The organism is Nocardioides sp. NPDC057577 (assembly GCF_042801335.1).
Taxonomy (GTDB): Bacteria; Actinomycetota; Actinomycetes; order Propionibacteriales; family Nocardioidaceae; genus Nocardioides.
Genome location: NZ_JBHVGB010000009.1, coordinates 19,086 through 44,802, shown reverse-complemented (window position 1 = coordinate 44,802; position 25,717 = coordinate 19,086). Strand labels below are relative to the sequence as shown.

The window sequence follows — 25,717 nt, the reverse complement described above, 5'->3', positions numbered from 1 at the left end:
ACCCACCGACGCAAGGAAGAACCGATGACCTCCACACCCCGCATCCTCGAGGGCTACCGCGTCCTCGACTGCTCGATCGCCATGGCCGGCCCGTTCGCCGCGCAGCGGCTGGGCGACCTCGGCGCCGACGTCGTCAAGGTCGAGCCGGTCACCGGCGAGTGGCAGCGCCATGCCGCGGCCGGTGGCGCGCAGGGCAACCGGATCAACGTCTCGTTCCTCTCGCTCAACCGCAACAAGCGCTCGCTGGCCGTGGATCTCAAGAACGTTGCCGGCAAGAACGTTCTGTTGCGGATGGTTGAGAACGCAGATGTTTTCCTACAGAACTATCGTCCGGGAGTGGCCGAGCGCCTCGGCGTCGACTACGCGACCCTCTCGGCGATCAACCCGCGCCTCGTCTACGTCTCGATGTCCGGCTACGGCGAGGACGGCCCCGACGTCGACCAGCCCGGGCAGGACCTGCTGCTGCAGGCCCGCAGCGGCGCGATGCTCTCGACCGGTCGTCACGGCGAGCCGCCGCAGCCGGCGGGGCAGTACCTCGTCGACGCGGTCACCGCGTCCACCGCGTTCGAGGCGGTCCTGGCGGCGCTGCTCCACCGCGAGCGTACGGGTGAGGGACAGCTGGTGAAGGTGAACATGCTGGACGCGATCACCACCCTGCAGATGCAGGAGCTGTCGGTGTTCGTGGCCGGCAAGGTGCCCCAGCAGCGCAGCGCGGAGCCGCATGCACACGTCTACATCCGGGCGCCCTACGGCACGTTCAAGACGGCAGACGGCTTCCTCGCCCTGGCCATGCCCGACCTGCCGACGCTGGGCCAGGTCATCGACGAGCCCGCGTTCGCCGAGATGAGCTCGGAGGTGCACGGCTGGACCCACCGGGACGAGGTCCACCGCCGCACCGCGGACAGGCTGGTGCTGCGTACGACGGACGAGTGGCTCGACGCCCTCGGCGCCGCCGGCATCTGGTGCGGCCCGGTCCAGGACTACGCGGCCCTGGTCGAGGACCCGCAGATCAAGCACAACGGGACCTTCGTCGAGTACGACCACCCCACCGAGGGCCGGGTCACGACCCCCGGATTCCCGTACGCCTTCTCCCGCACGCCGGCCGCGATCGAGCGGGGCGCTCCCCTGGTCGGGGAGCACACCGGCGAGCTGCTCGCCGAGGCCGGCTTCACCGACGAGGAGATCGCGGCACTGACCGCCGACGGCGTGGTCGCCGAAACCAGCCCCGACCAGCCCGCCGCATGAGTCAGCCGACCTTCCGAGGCCTGACCTGGGACCACCCACGTGGCCGGGACGCTCTGGTCGCGGCGGCCGAGGCGAGCGACCTGGACCTGACCTGGGACGTCCACCCGCTCAGCGGCTTCGAGTCCACTCCGATCGAGGAGATCGCCGCCCGCTACGACCTCGTCGTCCTCGACCATCCGCACCTCGGCGACGCCCTCGCCCATGGCTGCCTGCAGCCGTTCGACGACCTCGTCGGACCCGAGCCGGTGGCGGAGTGGGCGGACGCGGCCGTCGGCCCCAGCCTGACCTCGTACGTCATGGACGGGCTGCTGTGGGCGGTGCCTCTCGACGCCGCGACGCAGGTCGCCGCGACCCGAGCAGATCTCGTGGAGACCGTGCCGAGGCTGTGGGCGGACGTCGCCGCGCTGTCCACGCAGGCGCCGGTCGCGCTGTCGGTCGCCGGCCCGCACTCGCTGCTGACGTTCTCCTCGGTCTGCGTCGCGCTGGGGGAGGAGCCCGGAGGCGAGGACCGCTTCGTCTCCGGCGTTGTCGGACGCCAGGCCCTCGAGCTGATGGCCGACCTGGCTTCGCGAGCGCCGCGCCACACCCTGGACCTCGACCCGATCGGACTGCTCGCCGAGATGACCGAGGGCGACACGATCGCCCATGTGCCGCTCGTCTACGGCTACGTCACCTACGCCGACATCACGCTGGACCGTCCGGTGCGCTTCACCGACGCGCCCACGCTGGCACCGGGTTCGCGGCCCGGCTCCACCCTCGGTGGAACCGGCCTGGCCCTCACAGCGCGGTGCCGGGCCACGCCTGAGCTGCTCGACCACGTGCGCCACCTGATGTCCGGGCCGGTGCAGCAGGACTTCATCCCGGCGCACGCCGGCCAGCCGTCGGCCCGCGCCGCGTGGACCTCGCCGGCGGTGAACGAGCCGGTGGGCGACTTCTACCTCGGCACCCTGGAGACGGTCGAGCAGGCGTGGATCCGGCCTCGTCACCCGGGCTACGTGAGGTTCCAGACCGAGGCCGCCGAGGTCGTGCGCGAGGCGCTGGCGGGCTCGATCAGCATCGCGGCCGCCCTCGGTCGGATCGACGATCGCCACCTGGCCGCCCTCGGCCGTACGAATCCGGAAGGAGCTGCCCGATGACCGCACCTGAGTCGACCTGCCCGGAGGTGCTGTTCGAGCAGCGCGGCCACATCGGCGTCATCACCCTCAACCGGCCCGCCAAGCTCAACGCCGTCACCCAGGAGATGTCCGACGCGCTCGTCGCGCTGGCGCGCTGGTGCAACGAGGCCGACGAGGTGCGGGTCGTGGTGCTCACCGGCGCCGGGGACCGCGCGTTCTGCGCGGGCTCGGACATCGCCGAACTCGACAAGTACGCCACCCCGTGGGCCTTCCGCAACCGGGAGGACTACTGCGACTCGCTCAAGGTGCTGCGCAAGCCGATCATCGCCGCGATCAACGGGTACGCCCTCGGCGGCGGTCTGGAGACCGCGCTGATCTGCGACATCCGGCTGGCGTCGACCACCGCGAAGCTCGCCGCCGCGGAGGTGAAGCTCGGCTGGATCGGCGGCGGTGGCATGTCCGCCCTGCTCGACCGCTCGATCGGTCCCAGCAACGCCGCGATCATGCTGATGACCGGCGACCCGGTCGACGCGCGGCAGGCGCTCGCGTGGGGTCTGGTCAGCGAGCTGCTCTCGCCCGAGGCGCTGCTGCCGCGGGCGCTCGAGCTCGCCGAGACCATCGCGAGCCGTGCCCCCATCGCGGTCGAGACCGCCAAGGCCAACCTCGCCGCCGCCGCCAACATGCCGCTGGAGCAGGCGGTCGCCTACGAGCGCGACATCCAGACCGTCTGCTTCGCGACCGCCGACGCCGCCGAGGGCCGCGCCGCGTTCGCCGAGAAGCGCGCACCCCGATTCGTACGAGCCTGACCGGAGGACCACCGATGACCGCCACCACCGACTGGGGCCCCGACCTGGCCGCCACCCTGCCTGCCGCCCTGCCCGCCGAAGGACCCACCGATGGCGCCGTCCCGACGCTCGTGGGGCGCGTCTGGGACCCGAAGGCCGGAGGCCCGAGCGTCGTCGTCGTGCGGGACGGCACTGCGTACGACGTGAGCGGGAGCTTCCCGACGGTGCGCGACCTCTGCGAGCAGACCGACCCCGCCGCCGCGGTGGCCGACGTGCCCGGCGAGGCGCTGGCCACGGTGGCCGATCTGCTCGCCAACACACCGCCGGAGAGCCGCGACGCCACTCGCCCCTGGCTGCTCGCGCCGGTCGACCTGCAGGCGGTCAAGGCCGCCGGGGTGACCTTCGTGGTCTCGATGCTGGAGCGGCTCATCGAGGAACGTGCCGGTGGCGAGGCCGACGCCGCGGCCACCGTGCGTGCCGAGATCACCGCGGCGATCGGCGGCGGGCTCGACGAGCTGGTCCCCGGCTCGCCGGAGGCGCTGCGGCTCAAGGAGGTGCTCCGCGAGCGTGGCATGTGGAGCCAGTACCTCGAGGTCGGCATCGGGCCCGACGCGGAGATCTTCACCAAGGGCCAGCCGCTGTCCGCGGTCGGCACCGCCACCGAGGTCGGAGTGCTGGCCGCGTCGCGCTGGAACAACCCCGAGCCGGAGGTGGCGCTGGTCGTCGCCTCCGACGGCCGGATCGTCGGCGCCGCTCTGGGCAACGACGTCAACCTGCGCGACGTCGAGGGTCGCTCGGCACTCCTGCTGCCCAAGGCCAAGGACAACAACGCCGCCTGTGCCATCGGCCCGTTCGTACGTCTCTTCGACGACAGCTTCACCCTCGACCACGTGCGCGCGATGACCGTCTCGCTCGAGGTACGCGGTGAGGACGGCTTCGAGATGCTGGGGACCTCGTCGATGCGCGCGATCAGCCGCGATCCTGCGGATCTGGTCGGCCAGCTGATCGGCCCGCACCACCAGTACCCCGACGGGGCCGTACTGCTCCTCGGCACCATGTTCGCGCCCTCCGACGACCGGGACGAGACCGGCATGGGGTTCACCCACCACGCGGGCGACGTCGTCCGGATCTCGGCACCCGAGCTCGGCACCCTCGTCAACCTCGTCCGGGCGAGCGAGGAGTGCGCACCGTGGAACTTCGGCGTCGCCGACCTGATGCGCAACCTCGCCGGAAGGAACCTGCTGTGACCGTCCTGTCCTCCTACAACCCCGCCACCGGCGAGGAGATCCCGACCGAGCTGCGAGCCACCACCACCGAGGAGGTCGACCAGGTCGTCACGGAGGCGCAGGCCGCCATGCCGGCCCTGGCAGCGCTGGGTCGTGAGGGCCGCGCCCGCCTGCTCGAAGCGATGGCCGACCGGCTCCAGGGCCACGGCCCCGCGCTCGTCGAGACCGCGATGTCGGAGACCGGGCTGGCCCGGCCCCGTCTGGAGGGCGAGGTCGGCCGCACCACCTTCCAGCTGTGCCTCTTCGCCGAGGCCGTCCGTGAGGGCAGCTTCCTCGAGGCCGCGATCGACCACGCAGGCCAGACGCCGCTGGGCCCTGCCCCCGACGTACGCCGCATGCTCGTGCCGCTCGGCCCGGTCGCCGTGTTCGGGGCCAGCAACTTCCCGCTCGCCTTCTCGGTGCCGGGCGGCGACACCGCCTCCGCGGTCGCGGCCGGCTGTCCGGTCGTGGTCAAGGCGCACGAGTCGCACCCGCTGACCTCCCAGCTCGCCTTCGACGCACTGCGTGCCGCGGTCGAGGACCTCGGGCTGCCGCCAGGGACGATCGGTCTGGTCCACGGTCGCGAGGCCGGTGCCTCCCTCGTCGCGCACCCGCTCGTCAAGGCGGTCGGCTTCACGGGCTCGCCCGCCGGGGGACGGGCGCTGCTCGACCTGGTCAACGCCCGACCCGAGCCGATCCCGTTCTACGGCGAGCTCGGCAGCCTCAACCCGCTCGTGGTCACCCTTGGTGCCGCCGCGGCTCGCGGGGCGGCTGTCGCCGAGGGCCTCGCCGCCTCGATCACCGGGTCGGGCGGGCAGCTGTGCACCAAGCCGGGACTGGTGTTCGTGCCGGCCGGTGAGGCCGGCGACCGGCTCGTCGAGGAGCTGGCCGCGATCCTGGCCGAGTCGGTCGCGCAGCCGCTGCTCAATGTCGGCATCGCGAGCTCCTACCGCGAGATCCTCGGCCGCCTCGCGGCGGCGCCCGGCGTCACCTCCGCCGTCACCTCCGCCGTGACCGCGCAGGAGCAGAGCGAGCCCGCATGGGCCGCCGCGGGACTCCTGGTGACCGGCTCGGCGGAACTTCCGGAGATCCTCGAGGAGTGCTTCGGTCCTGCCGCCGTCGTGGTGAGGTACGCCGACGAGGCCGACCTCGTCGCGGCGCTGAAGCAGGTGCCCGGATCCCTCACCGCGTCCCTCCACTCCGAGCCCGACGAGTCCGCGCTGACCCGACGACTCGTCGCGGCGGTCACCCCGCTCGCCGGACGCCTCGTCTTCAACGGCTTCCCCACCGGCGTACGCGTCTCCTGGGCGCAGCACCACGGCGGCCCATGGCCCTCCACCAACACCCTGCACACCTCGGTCGGTGTCACCGCCATGCGCCGATTCCTGCGCCCGCTGGTGTGGCAGGACGCGCCGGAGCATCTGCTTCCCGACGAACTGCGCGACGGCCACACCGCCACACCGCGCCGCATCGACGGCACCCTGCACGTCTGAGCAAAGCCGAGGCGTCAGCCGCGTCGGCCGAGGCGTCAGCCGCGTCGGCCGAGAAGTCAGCCGCGTTGGCCGAGAAGTCAGCCGCGTCGGCCGAGCCGGCGGTGCCGTGCCAGGTCGGCCGACCAACGTGACGCCTCGGCCGTCCTACGTGACGTCTCAACCGACGTACGTGACGTCTCGACGCCGGACCTTCGCCGCCTCATCCGAGAGGTCAGTCGCGTCGGCCGAGGAGTCAGTCGCGTCGGCCGAGAGGTCAGCTGCGTCGCCCGAGCTGGCAGCACCGTGCCAGGTCGGCCGTCCTACGTGACGCCTCGGCCGACGTACGTGACGTCTCGACGCTGGTCCCTCGCCGCCTCATCCGAGAGGTCAGCCGAGTTGGCCGAGAGGTCAGCCGCGTCGCTCGAGAGGTCAGCCGCGTCGCTCGAGAGGTCAGCCGCGTCGCTCGAGAGGTCAGCCGCGTCGCTCGAGAGGTCAGCCGCGTCGCTCGAGCCGGCAGCGTCGTGCCAGGTCGGTCGACCTACCGGACGCCTCGCCCGACGCACGTGACGCCTCGCCCGACGCACGTGACGCCTCGGCCGACGTACCTGACGCCTCGCCGGTGCTTGCTCTCCACGTCCGCTGAGACGTAGGCTTTGCGCAAACGATTGATCGCGCGAGGGGGAGTGGCGATGCAACCGGAGGATCTGCCTCTCGCAGGGACCGTGGTCCTGGACTTCAGTCAGTTCTTGGCGGGTCCCGTCGCAGCGTTGAGACTGGCGGACCTGGGCGCGCGGGTGATCAAGGTCGAACGCCCCCGCACCGGCGAGATCGGCCGGACGCTCGCATTCGCGGGTCGCTCGGCGGCGGGGGACACGCTCTCGTTCCATGCCATGAACCGCAACAAGGAGGCGGTGGTCGCCGACCTCAAGGACCCGGACGACCTGGATCGGGTGAAGGACCTCGTCGCTCGCGCCGACGTCCTCATCGAAAACTTTAGGCCCGGGGTCATGGAACGCATCGGCCTCGACTACGAGAGCGTGCGTGAGCTCAACCCGGCGCTGGTCTATGCGAGCGCCTCGGGCTACGGCGACACCGGCCCCTGGGCGAGCCGACCCGGCCAGGACCTCCTGGCCCAGGCGGTGTCAGGGGCGACCTGGCTCGCCGGCGCGGACCGGCCGATGACGATCGGCCTCTCCCTGGCGGACCATCTGATGAGCTGCCACCTCGCCGAAGGCGTGACCGCACTGCTCGTACGCAGGGCCAGAACCGGGCGGGGCGGGCTCGTGGAGACCAGCCTGCTCGAGGGCATGCTGGACCTGCAGGCGACGCTGCTGACTCGACGCGAGGGCGAGGACCTGGCCGCCTCGCCTCGTCCGACGTCTGCCTGGACCGCCGCCGGGGTCTTCGCCACCAAGGACGGCTACGTAGCGCTGTCCGGGGTGCCGCTCGACGAGCTCGCGACCACGCTGGACGACGCCGAGCTCGCCCGGCTCGCGGCCAGAGAGTCATGGGAGGAGGAGCCCCCGAACCAGGTGAGCGACCTGATCGCCGCCGCGCTGGGACGCGACACCACGGCCGCCTGGCTGGACGCGCTGCCTGCCCAGGACGGGTCGAGCGGATGGCTCGCGCCGGTGCTCACCCTCGAGGAGCTGCTCGCCTCGCCGGAGTTCGCCGCGCTCGAGATGACCCAGGAGGTCGAGCGCTCGACCCCGGAACCGGGTGGCACACCTGTGACCCTGATGACCACGCGGAGCCCCATCCGCGTCGATGGCGAGATCCTCCGCCATCGTCGAGGCGCACCCCGGCTCGGCGAGCACGGCATCCTGCGCGAGGGAGCCGATCCGCTCGGGGGTGACCCGCATGACCGATGACGGCCGACCGGCTCCTGCCACGCCGGAGCAGTCGGGTCCCAAGCCGCCGCTGCCGGGCAGAGCTAGGCTGCGGCCCATGGCCACCCTCGGCGATGTCGCAGCCCTTGCCGGTGTCTCGATCTCTGCTGTCTCGCGGGTGCTCAGCGATGCGCCGTCGGCGCGGGTGAGCGAGGCGACCCGCCAGCGGATCGTGGAAGCGGCCAAGGACCTCCAGTACCGCCCCAACTTCGCCGGTCGCGCGCTCAAGTCGGCGCGCACCCAGGTGGTCGGCCTGGTGGTGCCCGACCTGACCAACGCCCTGTTCACCGAGCTCATGCACGGAGCCGAGGACGAGGCCGCCGAGAAGGGCTACACGCTGCTGCTCGGCCGCGCCGACGACGTACGCCCTGGCGGCGAGATGATCGCCCGGCTGATCGGTGAGGGACGCGTCGACGGCATGGTCATCCAGGTCGGCGACGGGGTCGCGCCGGCGGGGATGGGGGAGCTGTTGGCCTCGGGCGCTCCGATCGTGCTGATCAACTCCACCTACCCGGGACACGTCGGGTCGGTCGCCCTCGACGACCGCACCGGTGCCCGGATCGCCACCCAGCACCTGATCGACCTCGGCCACGAGCGGATCGCCTTCGCCAACGGGCTTCCGCGCTCGTTCACGGCGAAGCGACGGCGGGTCGGCTACAAGGAGGCCCTCGTCGCGGCCGGGCTACCGGTCCGACCGGGCTACGAGACCCGGGTCGGCTACACCGCGGACAACGGCCGCACCGCCCTGCGGCGGCTGATGGAGCGGGAACCGAGGCCCACCGGGATCGTGGTCGCCAACGTCAACGCCGCCATCGGTCTTCTCGCTGCCGCACGAGCCGACGGGATCCGCGTGCCCGAGGACCTGTCCGTGGCCACCGTGCACGACTCCTGGACCGCGGAGAACACCTGGCCACCGCTGACCGCGGTCAAGATGCAGTTCTACGACATGGGACGAGCGGCGGTACGCAGCGTGGTCCGCCGCATCGAGACCGGCGAGATGGCCGACGAGATGATCACCGACCCCGCCCCGGAGCTCATCGTGCGGGAGTCCACGGCGCCACCGCGCCGGGCCGTCTGAGAACCCAGACGAGTCCTCTAACGGCCCGGCCGCGGGGGCTCAGGGCTCCCGTACGAACGTGACGTAGCTGGATCCGCCCTGTCCGGAGACTCCCGAGTTGCCGCCGAGCGTGAGCGTGCCGGCCGGCACCTCCTTGCGGAAGAGCACCATCTGCCGGTCGGTGGTGCCCAGCGTCGACGACGTACGGGTCCAACCGCCGTCGGTGAGCCACCGCGGCCACCACACGCCCTCGCCGCGATCATCGAACGCGACCCACGCGGTGGTGGGTTCGGAGATCTCCAGGGTGAGGTACTCCTCGGAGACCACCTTGGAGTCGTCGTTGGCGCCCCTCACCATGATCGTCCCGGCGAGCTCGTCAGGCAGGTCGCTGACGACGTACGCGCGATCCGCGTAGATCGGCGCACCCTCCTGCGCGCGCAACATGGCCCGCAGCTTGCTCGGGGCGAGCACGCGCACGGTGTCGCTGACCACCTGGGGTGTGCTCGTCGCGACGCCGTACGTCCTGGAGCCCAGCTCCAGCGGGGCCTGCGCCGCCGAGCCACCGAGCGCGACGAAGCGATAGCTCGCCCCGGCAGGCGTGATCCGGTAGGACGCCCCCTCGGTGGTGGCGAACCGAAGGACGTCCCCCGAGCCGTGCTCGACGAGCCGGCCGCGAGCGTCCCGCACCTCGACTCGCCGACCGGGCCACGGGTTCGCCACCGCGAGTCGGTCCCGGCTCCCGGCCTCGATGCCGACGAGCGTGGGCTCGCCGTTCCGGACCTCGACGTCGACCCGGTGTCCACCCGGGATCTGGACGGCGCCGGTGACGCTCCAGTCCTCCGGGATCGAGGGCGCGATCCGTACGGTCCCGTGGTCGTCCTGCACGAGGGCGTCCTGGACGGTGGAGGCCACGACAGCGTTCCAGGTGTCGTAGAAGCCGCCGCCGCGCAGCGGGTCGTGGTTCTTGCTGTGTGCGGCGAAGCCGTTGCCGAAGACCTGGAAGTCGCTCGTGCCCTGCTCGAGCAGGTCGACCATGTCGTCAGCGCGGTGCAGCCAGGCGGCCTGCTGCGCGTCCGAGGCCCACTCCCGGGTCTGGTCGAACACCCGCGTCGTGAAGGTGTCGTGAGCGATCTGGTCCTCCGCGCCGACCACCCGCCAGGGCCAGATCGCCTCGAGGTCGGGGTTCTGGGTGTTGTGGTCCTCCTCGTCGGTCGCGGACCAGGCGATCACCTCCTTGCCGTCGCGGACCGTCGTCGGCAGCTCCGGGAGCCGGGGGATCGCCGCCTCGATCTGCTTGGCGAGGCGCAGGTTCCCGTGCTCCTTGGTGACCTCGGCCAGGAACGGGAAGATCGTGCGCATGCCGGCCACATCGGGCGTCGGGTCGGTCGTGTCCCACTGCGTCTCCAGGGCGTTGACGTGGTGGAGGTGCAGCCGTCCGTCGTCGCCCTCCTCCAGAACCGAGAGGTAGAACTCGGCGACGCCCTCGAGCAGCGGATAGGCGCGGCGCAGGATCTCGCGGTCGCCGGTGTAGTCGGACTGGAGACGTACGTTCTCGACCAGCTCGGCCCCGGTCGAGAGGATGCGGTTGAGCCATGAGGGCTCCATCGAGCTCACGCATGCTTCGGCGGTGCCGTCGTACACCAGGAACTCAGGGACGCAGATCCCGTCGGCCTCCGGCCAGTTCTTCCGGGTCCATGCCTTCATCTCCTCGATCCTGTCGAGGTAGAGGTCGAAGTAGGGGGCGTTCTGGTCGGCGGTGTCGGCACCCAGGTTCGCCCACACCGGCTGCCGTAGGTTGAAGTGCCACCACGCGTCCGACGACCAGTGGATGTCGTCGCGGTACGACGACCACAGGCTGGTCACCCCGCCGTGGCTGGCCGGCACCGCGCCGCCGCTGGAGGCCTTCGCGACGTAGAGCTGCATGGCCCGGAGCGCCTCGAAGTAACGGGCGGATCCGTCGGGGCTGTCCAGGCGCATGGGCGCCGCGCCCTTCCAGTAGCGGTGCCACTCGTCCAGATGGTTCCGCTGAGGCTGCGACGGAAGCCGGGTGGCGGTCGCTGCCGCGCGGGCCACGTCCTCGCCGGCCCAGGACGGGACGCCGAGCACGATGCGGAACCTCCCGTCAGCACCCGGGCGGAACTTCAGCCGTACGCCGAGCTCGTCGACGACCTCGGCCCGCACATCGCGTGCCTGGGCGGTCAGCGCGGCCAGCTGCCCGGTCGAGCGGGCGTTCGACTCGTCGGTGAAGGTCTCCGCGACGACAGCCGTGTCACCGTGGGCCCACACCGTCGGCGTACGGCCCTCCCACAGGCCGAGCTCGGCGGTCTGCTGCTTGTCGGGGTCGGCACCTTCCACCTCGACGACGAGCTGGTCGGCGTCGGCGCGCACATAGCTGCGCACCGTCATGCCGTTGCCGCGTTGCGTGAGCGTCGCGTCGTGCAACGAGAGGCGACCGCGGTAGTCCTCGGCGGAGGAGAGGCCGTAGAGACCCGGCAGCACCAGTTGGCCGGCCGACTTCAGCTCCGGAAAGGTATCGCCACGGTTCAGCTGGGCGGTCCAGCCGTTGGCCGCCCAGACACCGGCGCCGAGCTCGCCGTTGGCGAGCGGCACGGCCTGGTCGGCACGCCATGGTGCCGTGGCGAGGACGAGGTCGGAGCGCGAGAGCAGGTCGGCGGTGTCGACCCGGAGGGCATCGCGGAGCCAGGCCGAGGTGGTCCGCGACGCCGCGGGCGTCCCGTCGGCTGCATTCGCGGGGGACGCGGCGAACAGGGTCGCCAGCATCGTCAGGAGTGTCGTCAAGGTGACCAGGGAACGAGTGGTGCGCATGGTCCTTCTTCCCGAGCCGGCTCGCCGTCGGGTGGGTGTCGGCTCGCAGTGAGATCAATCGTTTGACTTGCTCAATCGTTTGAGTGACGCCGATCACTTTGGCGTCGTCGGCCACGGATCGTCAAGGCCTGGAAGGAAGATCCACTCAAACGATTGACCACTCCCAGTGATCTGCTCTAACGTTTGAGCAGTGGTCTGCGTCACACCGCACCCCGCTCGGGACACATCGTCGAAGGAGCCATGTCCATGAAGCGAAATCCACTCGGTTCACGTCACCGGGCGGCCCTGGTGGCCGCCGTGACCCTGCTGACCGCCTCGTTGCTGGGTGCGTGCGGCTCCGGCGGAGGGAGTGATGCCGCGGGGGAGAAGACGGACTCGGGAGGTGCGATCACCGTCTGGGTCGACCCGCCGCGCGTGCCCGCGGCGAACGCCTTCAAGAAGGCCTACCCCGACATCGACATCAAGATCAACCAGATCGACGGGACCGTCGGAGGCAAGTCTCTCCAGCAGCAGTTCGCCCAGTTCAACGAGGCCGGGAAGGGCTGGCCGGACGCCATCTTCTTCCCCTCGAACGACGACATCGCCTGGGCCTCCGGTGCTCAGATCGACTACACGCTCGACCTGAGCGACCAGCTGCCCGACGTGCTCGACGGCTACCAGGGTTCGATCAATGCCGCCTGCGAGATCGACGGCCAGGTCCGCTGCCTGCGCAACGACGCGGCTCCCGACGTGTTCTGGTACAACAAGACGTTCTTCGACGCCAACGGCTACGAGGTGCCGACGACGTGGGAGGAGTACGGCAACCTCGCCGTCAAGATCGCCAAGGAGCACCCGGGCAAGATCAGCGGCTTCACCGGCGATGCGTACGCCCCCGACCGCTATCTGTGGGGGTCGGGCTGCCCGACCAACGACCGGCAGTCCGAGACCGTGGTCCACATCGACACCTCGGACGCCAAGTGCACCCGAGCGGTGGACCTGATCGACACGATGCTGGGTGGCAAGGCTCTCTCGACCGTCGGCATCTTCGACCCGGACGCGGCCAAGGTCGGCAAGGACCTGGTCATGAGTCCCGGTGCCGCATGGTGGGGCGACTACCTCTTCAACCAGACCTGGAAGATCCCGGCCGGTGAGATGACCGCCGTGGAGCCTCTCGCGTGGGACGGTGAGAGCGAGCCCTCCACCGGCAACGAGGGCGGCGGCCTCTGGGGTGTCTCGAACCACATCACGGGCAAGCAGCTCGAGAACACGCTGACCTTCGCCGAGTTCGTCGCCACCGACCCGAGGTGGCAGGTCGAGCTCTCCACCGGCCTGCCGGCGTACGGACCCGTGCAGGACGCTTGGGCGGAGAAGCAGGCCAAGACGAACTACTTCGCTGACAACGAGGCCACGTTCGAGGCGATGAAGAAGGCCAACGACCACGTCGTCGACGGCCATGCCTACATGCTCTACAACACCGGAGCGGTGTGGACCGAGACCATGGCCGCCGCTCTTGCCTCGGGAGGCGACGTCAACGAGGCCTGGACGTCCTTCGGGGACGAGCTGGTCAGCCAGGCGAAGGCGATGGGCTACACGGTCGAATAACCCGGCCGCGCACGAGTCCCTTCGGCCCGGATCGTCCCGGGCCGGAGGGATGCCATCCCAGTCACATCGGGGCCTCACGGTGGCCCGGACACATCGGAGGAGCAACATGTCGACCGCCTTGATGGAGGACATCGCCACCTCGCCGCCTGAACCGGGCGCGCGGCGTCGTCCCCGACGACGCGTGGCGCGGCCCAGCGAGACGCGTGGCGCCTGGGTGCTGATGGCGCCGTACCTCGTCCTGCTGATGATCGCGGGCATCATCCCGGTCGCGTACGCGATCAAGACATCGCTGGAGAAGGCGCCGACACCGCTGGACCCCACCGGGGGTTTCGGGGGCGTGGACAGCTTCAGCACCGTCGTCACCGACTACCGGTTCGTCGACACGTTCGTGAACATCTTCGCAACCCTGGTGGTCTGGCTTCCGATCATGACCATCGGCATCGTCGGGCTGGCTCTGCTGGTCCACGCCAGCCCCGGATGGTTCGGGTCGTCGATGCGGTTCATCTACTACATCCCCGGGGCTCTGGCGGGCGTCGCCAACCTCGTGCTCTGGGTCTACCTGCTCAACCCGAGCCAGTCGCCGATCGAGGGGTTCTGGCAGGCGCTGGGCGTCGACACCATCAAGCAGGCGGTCGCCGGGCCCGGGAACCTGCCGTTCATCCTGGCCGTGATGATGTTCTTCCAGGGCGTCGGTCAGTGGGTCATCGTGGTCAACGGCGGCCTCAACGGGATCTCGGAGGAGACGCTCGAGGCAGCGCGGCTGGACGGTGCCAACGAATGGCGGCTGGCCTGGCACGTGAAGCTGCCGATCATCCGGCCGTGGATCGGCTACGCGGTACTGATGAACCTCGCCTACGGGTTCCAGCTGTTCCTCGAGCCACAGCTGCTCGACCAGGTCGCCAGCAACGCCCTGGACGATCACTGGACGCCCACCCAGCTGGGCTACGCCTTCGCCTTCAGCAACTACAACTTCCCCGCAGCCGCCGCGATGTCGCTGATCCTGCTCGTGATCACGCTGGGCATCGGACTGCTGGTCGTCTTCCGAACCGGTCTGTTCGGTGAGGAGGAGCACCGATGAGCCAGAGCACCATGGCCGAGCGCCGCGAGGCCGGGACGAAGCGCGGCATGTTCGACTGGAGTGTAGGCAAGACCGCGCGCGTCGTCACGATGCTGTTCGTCGCGTGCATGTTCATCCTGCCGATCACCGGCTTCATCGCGATGGCGTTCCGGTCCAACGAGGGTGTCGCATCCGGGGCAGGCGGGCCGTTCGGCTTCGGCGACATGTCGTGGGACAACGCGCAGTACAGCTGGTCGCAGGTCAACGGGTTCGGGCCAGGCGGCGGTGGGCTGTACACCCGCTGGCTGATGAACACGCTCGCCGTGGCCGGCGGGGGCGCCCTGCTGGCGGTCTTCGCCGCGCTGCCGGCTGGATACGCGCTGGCCCGGCTCCGGTTCCGCGCCCGCCGGGCCGTCCTCCTGATCACCCTGATCACGATGGTGATGCCCAACACCGTGCTGGTCATCCCCATCTTCCTCGAGGTGAATGCCATCGGCGCGGTCGGCGAGCTCTGGCCGGTGGGGCTGATCATGGGCTTCTTCCCGTTCGGGGTCTATCTGGCCTACATCCACTTCATGACGACCATGCCCCAGGAGCTCGTGGAGGCGGCCCGGATCGACGGTCTCGGCGAGGTGTCGATCTTCTGGCGGGTCGCGCTCCCGATCTCCCGTCAGGCCGCGGTGCTGGTCGGCTTCTTCGCCTTCGTCGCCAACTGGATCAACTTCTTCCTGCCGCTGGCGCTGCTCTCCTCCAACCAGAACAACCAGACCCTCCCGGTCGGGCTGCAGCAGCTGATCGGCGCCAGCCCGTTGTTCAACCCGACCGTCGCCGCCGGGCTGGACGTGAAGCTCTACATGCCGCAGCTGGCCCTGGCGACCTTCATCTCGATGCTGCCGCTGCTGATCGTCTTCCTCGGCGCGCAGAAGTTCCTGATGCGTGGCGAGACGATGGGGGCGGTGAAGGGTTGATGGCCCCGCACTCGCCACCGGAGCTCGACCCGCACCCCGGCTACTCGGCCGAGATGCCGGCGACGCCGCGTCCGATCGTGCTCGTGGGTGCCGGCGGGATCGTCCGTGACGCCCACCTGCCGGCGTACGCGAAGGCGGGGTTCGAGGTCGCCAGCATCACCGACCTCGTCCCGGAGCGGGCGCGGGAGCTTGCCGGACGCTATGACATCCGCGCGGTGCACGAGAGCGTCGCGGACGCGGTCCGGTCGGCACCGGCCGACGCGGTCTACGACGTCGCCCTTCCGCCCGAGGCACACGTCGAGGTTCTCGAGCAGCTGCCCGACGGGGCAGCCGTCCTGCTGCAGAAGCCCTTGGGAAACCACCTGGCCGAGGGGGTCCGCACCCGTGAGGTGTGCCGGCGCAAGGGGCTGGTGGCGGCGGTCAACACCCAGCTCCGGTTCGCGCCGTATGTCGTCGCTGCTCGCGAGCTCATCGCTGCCGGCACGATCGGGGAGCTCTACGACATGGAGGTCCGGGTCTCGGTTCGGACCCCGTGGGAGATGTTCCCCTACGTACTCGACCTGGACCGGCTCGAGATCAACATGCACAGCGTCCACTACCTGGATCTGGTGCGTTCCTTCCTGGGAGACCCGACCGGCGTGCACGCCGTCACCGTGCGTCACCCCGAGAAGTCTCACGCCAACAGCCGCTCCGACATCGCGCTGAGCTACGGGGAGCGACCGATCAGGGTCGTCGTCTCCACCAACCACGACCACCACTACGGACCCCGGCACGAAGAGTCCTTCGTCAAGTGGGAGGGCACCCGCGGCGCCATCCGGGCACAGCTCGGCCTGCTGCTGGACTACCCGCGCGGCGGCGAGGACTCGCTCGAGGTGGTCACCGACGATCGGCTCGACGCCGGCTGGCGACCGGTGCCGTTCGAGGGGTCATGGTTCCCCGACGCCTTCATCGGCTCGATGGCGGTGGTCCAGCGCTTTCTCGAGGGGTCGATCCCGTCGTTGCCCACCGGGGTCGAGGACGTCTTCCGCACCATGGCGGTCGTCGAGGCGGCGTACACGGACGCGGCCCGAGGTGGAACGCCTCCGCCCTATGACCAGTAGCCACCTGTCCCCGCCTGGTTCGTCCTGGTCCGCCCCTGGTCCGCCCTTCCGAAAGGATCCCCGATGACACTCACCCGTGCCTCCGAGCTGCCCCTGGAGGGCGTCACGGTCCTGGACTTCAGCCAGTTCCTGGCCGGCCCCGTGGCGGCGCTGAGGCTCGCTGACCTGGGCGCCCGGGTCATCAAGATCGAGCGACCCGGTGGGGGAGACGCGGGCCGGAGCCTGGCCTTCGCCGGGCGGACGGTCAACGGCGACAGCCTCTCCTTCCACGCCATGAACCGGAACAAGGAGAGCGTGACGGCCGATCTGAAGGATCCCGCCGACCTCGAGCGCGTCCGCGGACTGGTCGCGGGAGCCGATGTGATCGTCCAGAACTTCCGCCCCGGGGTGATGGAGCGGATCGGGCTCGACTACGAATCCGTCCGGGCGCTCAACCCGAGCATCGTCTACGGCAGCGTCACCGGGTACGGCGGCGTCGGCCCGTTCCAGGACCGCCCGGGACAGGACCTGCTCGCCCAGGCGATCGCCGGTCTGCCCTGGCTCAACGGGTCGGCCGACGATCCGCCGGTCCCCGTCGGGCTGGCGGTGGCCGACCACCTCGCCAGCTGTCACCTGGCCCAGGGCATCACCGCGCTGCTGGTCCGGCGGTTCCGTACCGGCAAGGGCGGACTGACCGAGACGAGCCTGATGGAGTCTCTGCTGGACCTGGAGTTCGAGCTGCTGACCACCCGGCTCAACGACCCGTCGGTCGAGGTCCGTCGCAAGGGGCCGCGGTCCGCCCACGCCTTCCTCTCTGCTCCCTACGGCATCTACCCCACGAGCGACGGCTACCTCGCCATCGCGATGAACCCCGTGCCCGTCATCGGGCGGCTGCTCGGGCTCCCCGAGCTGGAGGCGATGACCGACCCGCAGACGTGGTGGGACCGGCAGTCGGAGATCGAGGAGGCGATCGGCGACCGTCTTCGGGGTGACACCCGGGACGCCTGGCTGGCCGTCCTGGATGCCGAGGACGTGTGGTGTGCCCCGGTGCTCACCCTCTCCGAGCTCGTGGAGCACAAGGGCTTCGAGGCCATCGCGATGACCCAGCAGATCCGTCGTGACGGCCTCACCCTGACGACCACCCGCAGCCCGATCCGCATCGACGGCGAGCGGCTCACCAATCCGCGCCCGGCTCCACGCCTGGGCGAGCACGACCTCGAGGGGGACCGATGACCGTCCTGCACGGCATGACCTGGGAGCACCCGCGTGGCTACGACTGCCAGGTCGCGGCATCGCAGGAGTACGCGCGGCGGACCGGGATCGAGGTGCGCTGGGAGTACCGCTCTCTGCAGGCGTTCGCCGACGCGCCGCTGGGTGAGCTGGCGGAGCGTTTCGACCTGTTGGTCATCGACCACCCCCACGTGCCGCTGGCCGTCGCGGAAGGGGTGCTGGCGCCCCTGGACGGCGCCGGCCACGACGACGAGCTGGCCGCTCTGGCCGCCGATGCCGTGGGCAGCAGCCATGCGTCGTACCGCCATGCCGGACGCCAGTACGGCCTGGCCACGGACGCCGCTGCCCAGGTGGCCGCGCACCGCCCGGACCGGCTGCCAGCTCCGCCCGGCACGTGGGAGGAGGTGCTCGACCTGGCCGCCGAGGGCAGGGTGCTCTGGCCTGCCAAGCCGATCGACGCCTACTCCACCCTGTGCACCCTGGCTGCCAACCGGGGGACGCCGGTCAACGCCGAGCCCGGAAGCTTCCTGCCCGAGGAGGCCGCGCTGAGCGTGCTCGACCTCATGCACCGGCTCTGCGACCGGATTCCCTCGTGGTGCCTGACCGCGAACCCGATCGAGGTCGCCGAGGCACTGGCCGGCGACACTGCCGAGCCGTGGGCGTACGCGCCGTTGATGTACGGCTACACCAACTACTCCCGGGCCGGTTTCCGGCCACATCGCCTCAAGTACGTCGACATGCCCTCCGGTCCCCGAGGAGTGGCCGGCTCGCAGCTCGGGGGTGCCGGCGTGGCCGTCTCGGCCCGGTCGAGAGACCTGGACGCGGCCCGGGCGTACGCACTGTGGGTGGCCTCGCCGGAGGTTCAGTCGGGCATCTACTACGACGCCGGTGGCCAGCCCGGCTACGCCTCCTCGTGGGACGACGACCGGCTCAACGAAGACTCCTGGGACTTCTTCCGTGGCACCCGGGCGACCCTCGAGGGCGCTTGGGTGCGGCCGCGTACCGCCGGCTACATGGAGTTCCAGGACACCGTCTCCCCCTGGGTGACGGAGGCGCTGGCCGGCCGGATGACCGACGCCGAGCTGGTCCGTCGGGGCAGTGAGCTCGCCGAGCGCCTGCTCGCCGCGGGAGCCGACGCAGATGGCATCGAGGAAGGAGCATTCCGATGAGAGTCGAGGAACGCTGGTTCGAGGACTACGCGGTCGGGGAGTCCAGGACCACCCTGGGACGCACGATCACCGAGGCCGACATCGTCCTGCACGCCGGCCAGACGGGTGACTTCTTCCCGCATCACATGGATGCGGAGTGGATGGCCACCCAGCCGGCCGGACAGCGGATCGCCCACGGGACGCTGATCCTCGCGGTGGCGGTCGGGATGACGGCCACCGACATCAACCCACGGTCCATGTCCTACGGCTATGACCGGATCCGGTTCATCGGCCCGGTCTTCATCGGCGACACCATCACCGTTACCGCCGAGATCACCGAGACGACGCAGCACCGGAAGAAGCCGGACGAGTTCGGCTACGTCCACGAGCTCGTCACGGTGACCAACCAGCGTGCCGAGACGGTGCTGGTCCTGACCCACCTCTATCTCGTGAACAAGCGCAACGGCCACCCATCCGCACAGGAGGATCCCTCGTGACCCGTATCACCGCCGTCGATGTCACCGATGTCCGCTTCCCGACCTCTGTGTCGATGGACGGATCCGACGCCATGAACAAGGACGGTGACTACTCGGCCACGTACGTCGTGGTGAGCACCGACGACCCGGAGCTGTCCGGCTTCGGCTTCACCTTCACCATCGGGCGCGGCAACGACATCTGCACCCTGGCGGCCCAGCGCCGCGGTGAGCCGCTGGTCGGGCGCGATGTCGGCGACGTGGTGGGTGACCTGGGTGGGGTCTACCGGGATCTCGCCTCGGACTCCCAGCTGCGCTGGCTGGGCCCGGACAAGGGGGTCGAGCACCTGGCCCTCGCCGCCGTGATGAACGCGGTCTGGGACCTGGCTGCCCGGGAAGCCGGCAAGCCGCTGTGGCGGCTGCTGGCCGAGATGAGCCCCGAGGAGCTGGTCGACGTCGCGGACCTGAGCTATCTCAGCGACGCCCTCACCCGGGAGGAGGCCCTGGACATCCTCCGCGCCGGCGTTCCCCATCGTGAGGAGCGGATCCGGCACCTGGAGGAGACCGGCTATCCCTGCTACACCACGTCTGCCGGCTGGCTGGGCTACTCCGACGACAAGCTGCGCAGGCTCGCCACCGAGGCGGTCGAGTCCGGCTATCGGCACATCAAGCTGAAGGTCGGTGCGAACCTCGAGGACGACATCCGGCGCTGCGAGATCGCGCGGGAGGTGATCGGCTGGGACGCGAAGCTGATGATCGACGCCAACCAGGTCTGGGACGTGCCGCAGGCCATCGAGTGGGTCAACGCGCTGGCCCGCTTCGAGCCGTGGTGGATCGAGGAGCCGACCAGCCCGGACGACATCCTCGGTCACGCCGCCGTACGCAAGGCGGTGGCCCCGATCGGGGTGGCCACCGGTGAGCACGGCATGAATCGGGTGCTCTTCAAGCAGATGTTCCAGGCCGAGGCCATCGACTTCTGCCAGCTCGACTCCGCGCGGCTGGCGAGCATCAACGAGATCCTCGCCGTCTACCTGATGGCCCAGAAGTTCGGCGTGCCGGTCTGCCCCCACGCCGGCGGCGTGGGTCTGTGCGAGCTCGTCCAGCACCTGTCCGTCTTCGACTACGTGGCCGTCTCGGGCACGCTCGAGGACCGGGTCACCGAGTACGTCGACCATCTCCACGAGCACTTCACCGACCCGTGCATCGTCGAGGACGGCGCCTACCGGCTGCCGGCCCGGCCGGGCTACAGCGCGGAGATGCATCCCGAGTCGGTGGCGACGTACGCCTATCCGAACGGCAGCTACTGGGCGACCCGGTGAGACCTCGGATGATCATCGACAGCCACCAGCACGTCTGGGACCTCACCCGCTCGCCGTATCCGTGGCTGGGTCCCGACGTGCCCGAGTACAACCGCACGTTCACCTTCGACGAGATCCGGCCGCAGCTGCGGGCGCAGGGAGTGGACGCGACCGTGCTGGTCCAGTCCGACGACCACGACGGGGACACCGACCTGATGATCGAGGTCGCCGACCAGCATCCCGAGGTGGTCGGGATCGTGGTCTACGTGCCGCTGGACCGGCCGGACGTGGCCGCCGAGCGGCTGGAGTCGCTGCGAGGCGACGACCGGGTGGTCGGCGTACGCAACCTGATCCACAACCTCCCCGACCCCGACTGGATCCTCCGGCCGGACGTCGCCGAGGGGCTCGGGCTGCTGGAACGGCTCGGGCTCACCTACGACCACGTCTCGGTGCTGCCACGCCACCTCGAGCACGTCGCGACGCTCTCCGAACGCCACCCCGACCTGCGGATCGTGGTCGACCACCTCTCCAAACCGCCGATCGGGGAGGCCGAGCGCGAGCCGTGGTGGAGCCTCATCGAGCGGGCGGCATCGAACCCGCATGTGTTCGGCAAGATCTCCGGGCTCTATCCGGGGGCCGCCCCGGACCGCTGGACCGTGGCCGACCTCCAGCCCTTCGTCGACAGGGCGGTCGAGGTGTTCGGCCCCAGCCGGCTGATGTACGGCGGCGACTGGCCGATCTCCACCGCCGCGGGAGGCTACGAGCGGGTCTTCGCCGGTCTCCAGGACGCCTTGGCCGGTCTGTCGAGCGAGGAACGCGAGGAGATCTACGCCGGCAGCGCGCGGCGCTTCTACGGGCTCGACGAGCAACGGCTCGCGGCCGCGGAGGCGTCGGCTCGGGAAGTGCTCTGACTCGTTAGAGATCAGATCATTTGCTTCGTCCTGACTAGTCGGCAAGGCCGACTTCGGCCAAATCACCCCTGAATTGCAGCAACCATCGACATGACGTGTGATGTCTATTACATTGAAACAACCGATGTTTGCCCATGGTGGGCGTGAGTCAGGAGGAAGCTGATGGTGGACTTCACGAGACGACGGGTGCTGCAGGCCGCTTCGGCGGTGGCCGGCGGTGCCCTGGTGCAGCCGGTCGTGACCCAGGCGGCCGCGGCCGCCGACGAGCCGGAGACCAACCCCCTCGAGCTCTGGTATCGCCAGCCGGCGCAGGAGTGGCTCCAGGCGCTGGCGATCGGCAACGGCCGGATGGGCGCGATGGTCTTCGGCGGGGTGGCCAGCGAGAAGCTGATGCTGAACGAGGACTCGGTCTGGGCCGGTCATCCGCACAGCTATGACCCGCCTGGCGGAGCCGAGGCGCTCCCCGAGATCCGCAAGCTGATCTTCGAGGACAACTGGGTGGGCGCCCAGCGTCTCGCCGACAAGGAGTTCATGGGACGTCCCAGTGAGCAGGCCTTCTACCAGCCGGTCGGTGACCTGCTGCTGGAGTTCCTGGGCCTCGACGGCGAGCCCACGACCTACCGGCGCTCGCTCGACCTGCGGAGCGCGACCGCGATCTCGGAGTTCGAGGTCGGCGGCGTGCGCTACCGCCGCGAGTCGTTCGTCAGCCACCCGGACCAGGTGATGGTCGTGCGCCTCACCGCGGACCAGGCCGAGAAGGTCTCGTTCAACGCCACCTTCGGTTCGCCGCAGCAGAGCGACGTGCAGCCCCACGATGCGCGGACGCTCGCTCTGGAGGGCATCAGCGGGGCCACGGAGGGGATGGAGGGCGCGGTCCGCTTCATCAGCCTCGTCCGCGCCGAGACCGACGGCGGCACGGTCCAGTGCGCCGATACCCAGCTGCGCGTGCGCAACGCCAACTCGGTGACGCTGCTGCTCACGATGGCGACCAGCTACCGCAACTATGCCGACGTGAACGCCGACCACGTACGCCGCGCGGAGCAGCCTCTCGAGGCCGCCACCGGGCGCGGCTACGGCCAGCTGCGTTCGGCGCACGTGCGGGACTATCAGAAGCTCTTCGGCCGGGTCGACATCGACCTCGGCACCTCCGCCGCGATCGAGAAGCCGACCGACGAGCGGGTGGCGGTGTTCCGTGATGGCGGCGACCCGCAGCTGGCCGCGCTGTGGTACCAGTTCGGGCGCTACCTGCTGATCTCGTCCTCCCGGACCCCGGGCCAGCCGGCCAACCTGCAGGGCCTGTGGAGCTACAAGATGCAGCCCGAGTGGCAGTCGAAGTACACCCTCAACATCAACGCGCAGATGAACTACTGGCCAGCCGGCCCGGCCAACCTCGCCGAGTGCTGGGACCCGATGTTCGCGATGACCGAGGAGCTCGCGGAGGTCGGACGGAACACGGCCCAGAAGATGTGGGGCTCGGACAAGGGCTGGGTCGCCCACCACAACACCGACGGCTGGCGAGGCACCGCTCCGGTCGACTTCGCCTACTACGGGGTCTGGCCGATGGGCGGCGCCTGGCTCTCGCTGCTGTTCTGGGAGCGCTACGAGTACACCGGCGACAAGGCGAACCTCGCCGAGCACTTCCCGACGCTGCGGGGTGCGGTCGAGTTCTTCCTCGAGACGATGGTGCGCGACGAGCAGTCCGGCTACATGGTCACCTGCCCGTCGCACTCGCCGGAGATCAAGCACCACGAGCAGGACGACGAAGGGGTCAGCATCTGCGCGGGTCCGACGATGGACTGCCAGATCCTGCGTGACCTGTTCACCGCGTTCGAGAAGGCGGCCGCCGCGCTCGGCAAGCACGACCCGCTCGTCGAGCGGGCGCTGGCGATGCGCGACCAGCTGCCGCCCAACCAGATCGGCTATCTGGGCCAGCTGCAGGAGTGGCTGATCGACTGGGAGGAGGCTGCCCTGGAGCGCAGCCGCCACGTCTCCCACCTGTGGGGCGTCTTCCCCTCCGACCAGATCAGCCCGCTGCGTACGCCGGAGCTGGCCGACGCCGCCCGCAAGGCGCTCGAGCTGCGCGGCCCGGCGGTCACCACCGGGTGGTCGCTGGCGTGGAAGATGAACATCCGCGCGCGTCTGCTCGAGCCCGAGAACGCCTACCTCCACGTCCAGCACATGCTGCACCCCTCCCGGACGGCGCCCAACCTCTTCGACCTGCACCCGCCGTTCCAGATCGACGGGAACTTCGGCGCCGTCTCCGGGATCACCGAGATGATCATGCAGAGCCACTCCGGCGAGCTCTTCCTGCTCGCCGCGCTCCCGGAGGCATGGCCCGAGGGGAAGGTCCGGGGCCTGCGCGCCCGCGGTGGCTTCGAGGTCGACCTGAAGTGGGCCGACGGCAAGGTCGAGGTGGCACGGATCCGGTCGCTGCTCGGCAACCGGCTCCGGCTGCGTACGCAGCAGCCGGTCAAGGTGGCGGGGACGAACGTCTCCCGGCCGGAGGAGAACGTCGTCGAGTTCGACACCCGGCGCGGCAGCACCTACACCGTGGTCCCGAAGTAGGGACCGTCTCGGGCCGGCCGCGCGGGGTTCGCGGCCGGCCCGAGTCCGCCTACGGGTGGACCGGGGTCGGCGCTGGCTCGCCGGCGAGCACGGCGCGGGCGTTGTCGATCGCGAGCATCGCCATCCGGTCGCGGGTGGCACGGCCGGCGCTGCCGATGTGCGGCAGCAGGACGACGTTGGGGAGCGCCAGCAGGTCGGGGTGGACAGCCGGCTCGTTCTCGAAGACGTCGAGTCCCGCTGCGCCGATGGTGCCGTCGGCCAGCGCGGCCGCCAGGGCTGCCTCGTCGACGATGGGACCGCGAGCGGTGTTGACGAGGACCGAGCCCGGCCCCATCAGCCGGAGCTCCTCGGCGCCGACGAGATGCCGGGTCTCAGGGGTCAGTGGGCAGTGCAGCGACACGACGTCCGAGGCGACCAGCAGGTCGGGCAGCGGCAGGGTCTCGATGCCCAGGCGCGCCGCCACCTCGCCCGCGGAGCGGGACGGGGTCGCGACGATGCGCATGTCGAAAGCGCGGGCGCGCCGCGCCATCGCCAGCCCGATCCGGCCCAGGCCGACGATGCCCAAGGTCGCGCCGCTGCTGACGTCGAGGCCCACGAAGAGGTCCGGCCGCCAGGACCACGGCTCGCCGCTGCGTACGAACGCGTCGGCCTCCACCACGCGACGGGAGGTGGCGAGCAGCAGTGCGAAGGCGAGGTCGGCGGTCGCCTCGTCGAGCACCCCCGGGGTGTTGGTCACGGTGATGCCGCGAGCCGCACAGGCGGCGACGTCGACGTTGTCGTGACCGACCGCCATGTTGGCCACGACGCGCAGCGACGGACCGGCCGCGTCGAGCAGCTCGGCATCGACCCGGTCGGTCAGCAGGCAGACGAGCGCGGTGGCCCCGCGTACGTCTGCGAGCAGGTCCGCGCGGGACTGCCCGGAAGGATCCGCGGCGCAGGTCACCGGTCCCGGCAGCGCCTCCAGCACCTGGTGGGCGCGGTCGCCGGGGCGGAAGCTGACGTGCAGCCGGCCCTGGTTCGGCTCGTTCACTCCTGCTCCTTCTCCTGGTCCTTCTCCTGGTCCTCGGCGAGGCTGCGGCGGATCCAGTTCTCGATGCCCGCGACGTGGGCCAGGGACAGCGCGGCGGCGATGCTCGGCTGCCGGTCCGCGATGGCCAGGGCGATGCCACGGTGCTCGCGCTGCGTCTGGTCGAAGGAGTCCTGCTGGGTCACGCCACGCCAGATCCGGGCCCGCTGGGTGCGGTTGGCGACGCCGTCGATGAACGAGCACAGCACGGTGTTGCCCGACGCGCGGGCGATGCGGTGATGGAACTCCAGGTCGTTGGCCACGACCTCCTCCAGCGACGTCTCAGGACTGACGGAGTCGACCAGTGCGAGCAGCTCGGCGGTCTCGTCCGGGGGCATCTGCAGGGCCGCCTTCTCGGCGGCCAGCGGCTCCAGCGCCCGGCGTACCTCGAAGAGGTCCAGGACGCTGGAGTCCTGGTGGAAGTCGATGACGAAGCCCATCGTCTCCAACAGGATCTCCGGCGTCAGGCTCGTGACGTACGTCCCGTCGCCCTGGCGTACGTCGAGGATGCGCATCATCGAGAGCGCGCGCACCGCCTCGCGCAGGGAGCTGCGGGAGATGCCGAGCTGTGTGGACAGGTCGGCCTCGCGCGGGAGACGGTCGCCCGGCTTCAGCCGGCCGTCGAGGATCATCTCCTTGATCTTCTCGATCGCCTCGTCGGTCAGCGCCATCGGGATCCTGGTCCTC

The 25,717-nt window shown here is 70.3% G+C and carries 20 protein-coding genes; 17 read left to right on the top strand and 3 right to left on the bottom strand.

The features are described 5' to 3' along the window. The first annotated feature begins 24 nt into the window (after window positions 1–24). The 7 genes from ACFU7D_RS03340 to ACFU7D_RS03310 all read left to right on the top strand — a co-directional run bounded on the left by ACFU7D_RS03340 (window position 25) and on the right by ACFU7D_RS03310 (window position 8,849). Complete coding sequence (locus tag ACFU7D_RS03340) at window positions 25–1,245, top strand: CaiB/BaiF CoA transferase family protein (RefSeq protein WP_378863287.1); 1,221 nt, start codon at window positions 25–27, stop codon at window positions 1,243–1,245. Beyond that, a complete protein-coding gene (locus ACFU7D_RS03335; protein WP_378863284.1) occupies window positions 1,242–2,381 on the top strand; it encodes a hypothetical protein in 1,140 nt (379 codons plus the stop codon). Before ACFU7D_RS03340 ends, ACFU7D_RS03335 begins: the two co-directional genes overlap by 4 nt. Continuing rightward, window positions 2,378–3,166, top strand: coding sequence for an enoyl-CoA hydratase/isomerase family protein (locus ACFU7D_RS03330; protein ID WP_378863281.1), 789 nt, complete (start codon window positions 2,378–2,380; stop codon window positions 3,164–3,166). The genes ACFU7D_RS03335 and ACFU7D_RS03330 overlap by 4 nt, the downstream gene beginning before the upstream one ends. A gap of 14 nt (window positions 3,167–3,180) precedes the next feature. Continuing rightward, window positions 3,181–4,392, top strand: a complete 1,212-nt coding sequence (locus ACFU7D_RS03325) for a fumarylacetoacetate hydrolase family protein (RefSeq protein WP_378863278.1) — start codon at window positions 3,181–3,183, stop codon at window positions 4,390–4,392. Beyond that, window positions 4,389–5,903 (top strand): aldehyde dehydrogenase (NADP(+)), encoded by a 1,515-nt coding sequence (locus ACFU7D_RS03320; protein WP_378863275.1) that lies wholly within the window; start codon window positions 4,389–4,391, stop codon window positions 5,901–5,903. Before ACFU7D_RS03325 ends, ACFU7D_RS03320 begins: the two co-directional genes overlap by 4 nt. Before the next feature lie 668 nt (window positions 5,904–6,571). Continuing rightward, a complete protein-coding gene (locus tag ACFU7D_RS03315; RefSeq protein WP_378863272.1) occupies window positions 6,572–7,753 on the top strand; it encodes a CaiB/BaiF CoA transferase family protein in 1,182 nt (393 codons plus the stop codon). Between the two features lie 76 nt (window positions 7,754–7,829). Next, window positions 7,830–8,849 carry a LacI family DNA-binding transcriptional regulator gene (locus tag ACFU7D_RS03310; protein WP_378724518.1) on the top strand — a complete coding sequence of 340 codons (1,020 nt, stop codon included), beginning with the start codon at window positions 7,830–7,832 and terminating at the stop codon, window positions 8,847–8,849. 39 nt (window positions 8,850–8,888) lie between these two features. Here the strand turns inward: ACFU7D_RS03310 and ACFU7D_RS03305 are convergent, their stop codons facing one another. Next, window positions 8,889–11,654, bottom strand: coding sequence for a hypothetical protein (locus ACFU7D_RS03305; protein WP_378863269.1), 2,766 nt, complete (start codon window positions 11,652–11,654; stop codon window positions 8,889–8,891). A gap of 246 nt (window positions 11,655–11,900) precedes the next feature. Here ACFU7D_RS03305 and ACFU7D_RS03300 point away from each other — a divergent pair, with 246 nt between their 5' ends. The 10 genes from ACFU7D_RS03300 to ACFU7D_RS03255 all read left to right on the top strand — a co-directional run bounded on the left by ACFU7D_RS03300 (window position 11,901) and on the right by ACFU7D_RS03255 (window position 23,964). Further along, the gene (locus ACFU7D_RS03300) at window positions 11,901–13,235 is read left to right on the top strand and encodes an ABC transporter substrate-binding protein (protein WP_378863266.1); all 1,335 of its coding nucleotides are present in this window, start codon (window positions 11,901–11,903) and stop codon (window positions 13,233–13,235) included. A 106-nt stretch (window positions 13,236–13,341) separates the two neighbouring features. Then, the gene (locus tag ACFU7D_RS03295) at window positions 13,342–14,313 is read left to right on the top strand and encodes a carbohydrate ABC transporter permease (protein ID WP_378863263.1); all 972 of its coding nucleotides are present in this window, start codon (window positions 13,342–13,344) and stop codon (window positions 14,311–14,313) included. Beyond that, window positions 14,310–15,260 carry a carbohydrate ABC transporter permease gene (locus ACFU7D_RS03290; protein ID WP_378724510.1) on the top strand — a complete coding sequence of 317 codons (951 nt, stop codon included), beginning with the start codon at window positions 14,310–14,312 and terminating at the stop codon, window positions 15,258–15,260. The genes ACFU7D_RS03295 and ACFU7D_RS03290 overlap by 4 nt, the downstream gene beginning before the upstream one ends. Further along, window positions 15,260–16,360: a Gfo/Idh/MocA family protein gene (locus tag ACFU7D_RS03285; RefSeq protein ID WP_378863260.1), complete on the top strand. Its 1,101-nt coding sequence runs from the start codon at window positions 15,260–15,262 to the stop codon at window positions 16,358–16,360. Before ACFU7D_RS03290 ends, ACFU7D_RS03285 begins: the two co-directional genes overlap by 1 nt. Before the next feature lie 63 nt (window positions 16,361–16,423). Further along, the gene (locus tag ACFU7D_RS03280; RefSeq protein WP_378863257.1) at window positions 16,424–17,572 is read left to right on the top strand and encodes a CaiB/BaiF CoA transferase family protein; all 1,149 of its coding nucleotides are present in this window, start codon (window positions 16,424–16,426) and stop codon (window positions 17,570–17,572) included. Then, a complete protein-coding gene (locus ACFU7D_RS03275) occupies window positions 17,569–18,738 on the top strand; it encodes an extracellular solute-binding protein (protein ID WP_378863254.1) in 1,170 nt (389 codons plus the stop codon). Before ACFU7D_RS03280 ends, ACFU7D_RS03275 begins: the two co-directional genes overlap by 4 nt. Then, a complete protein-coding gene (locus tag ACFU7D_RS03270; protein ID WP_378724502.1) occupies window positions 18,735–19,214 on the top strand; it encodes a MaoC family dehydratase in 480 nt (159 codons plus the stop codon). Before ACFU7D_RS03275 ends, ACFU7D_RS03270 begins: the two co-directional genes overlap by 4 nt. Further along, window positions 19,211–20,509: an L-fuconate dehydratase gene (locus ACFU7D_RS03265; protein ID WP_378724500.1), complete on the top strand. Its 1,299-nt coding sequence runs from the start codon at window positions 19,211–19,213 to the stop codon at window positions 20,507–20,509. The genes ACFU7D_RS03270 and ACFU7D_RS03265 overlap by 4 nt, the downstream gene beginning before the upstream one ends. A gap of 8 nt (window positions 20,510–20,517) precedes the next feature. Continuing rightward, window positions 20,518–21,399, top strand: coding sequence for an amidohydrolase family protein (locus ACFU7D_RS03260; protein WP_378863251.1), 882 nt, complete (start codon window positions 20,518–20,520; stop codon window positions 21,397–21,399). A gap of 162 nt (window positions 21,400–21,561) precedes the next feature. Next, window positions 21,562–23,964 (top strand): glycoside hydrolase N-terminal domain-containing protein, encoded by a 2,403-nt coding sequence (locus ACFU7D_RS03255; RefSeq protein ID WP_378863248.1) that lies wholly within the window; start codon window positions 21,562–21,564, stop codon window positions 23,962–23,964. 49 nt (window positions 23,965–24,013) lie between these two features. Here the strand turns inward: ACFU7D_RS03255 and ACFU7D_RS03250 are convergent, their stop codons facing one another. Together ACFU7D_RS03250 and ACFU7D_RS03245 are read right to left on the bottom strand one after the other, a co-directional pair. Next, window positions 24,014–24,994: a 2-hydroxyacid dehydrogenase gene (locus ACFU7D_RS03250; RefSeq protein ID WP_378863245.1), complete on the bottom strand. Its 981-nt coding sequence runs from the start codon at window positions 24,992–24,994 to the stop codon at window positions 24,014–24,016. Further along, window positions 24,991–25,701, bottom strand: coding sequence for a FadR/GntR family transcriptional regulator (locus tag ACFU7D_RS03245; RefSeq protein ID WP_378863242.1), 711 nt, complete (start codon window positions 25,699–25,701; stop codon window positions 24,991–24,993). Before ACFU7D_RS03245 ends, ACFU7D_RS03250 begins: the two co-directional genes overlap by 4 nt. Between the last annotated feature and the right edge of the window lie 16 nt (window positions 25,702–25,717).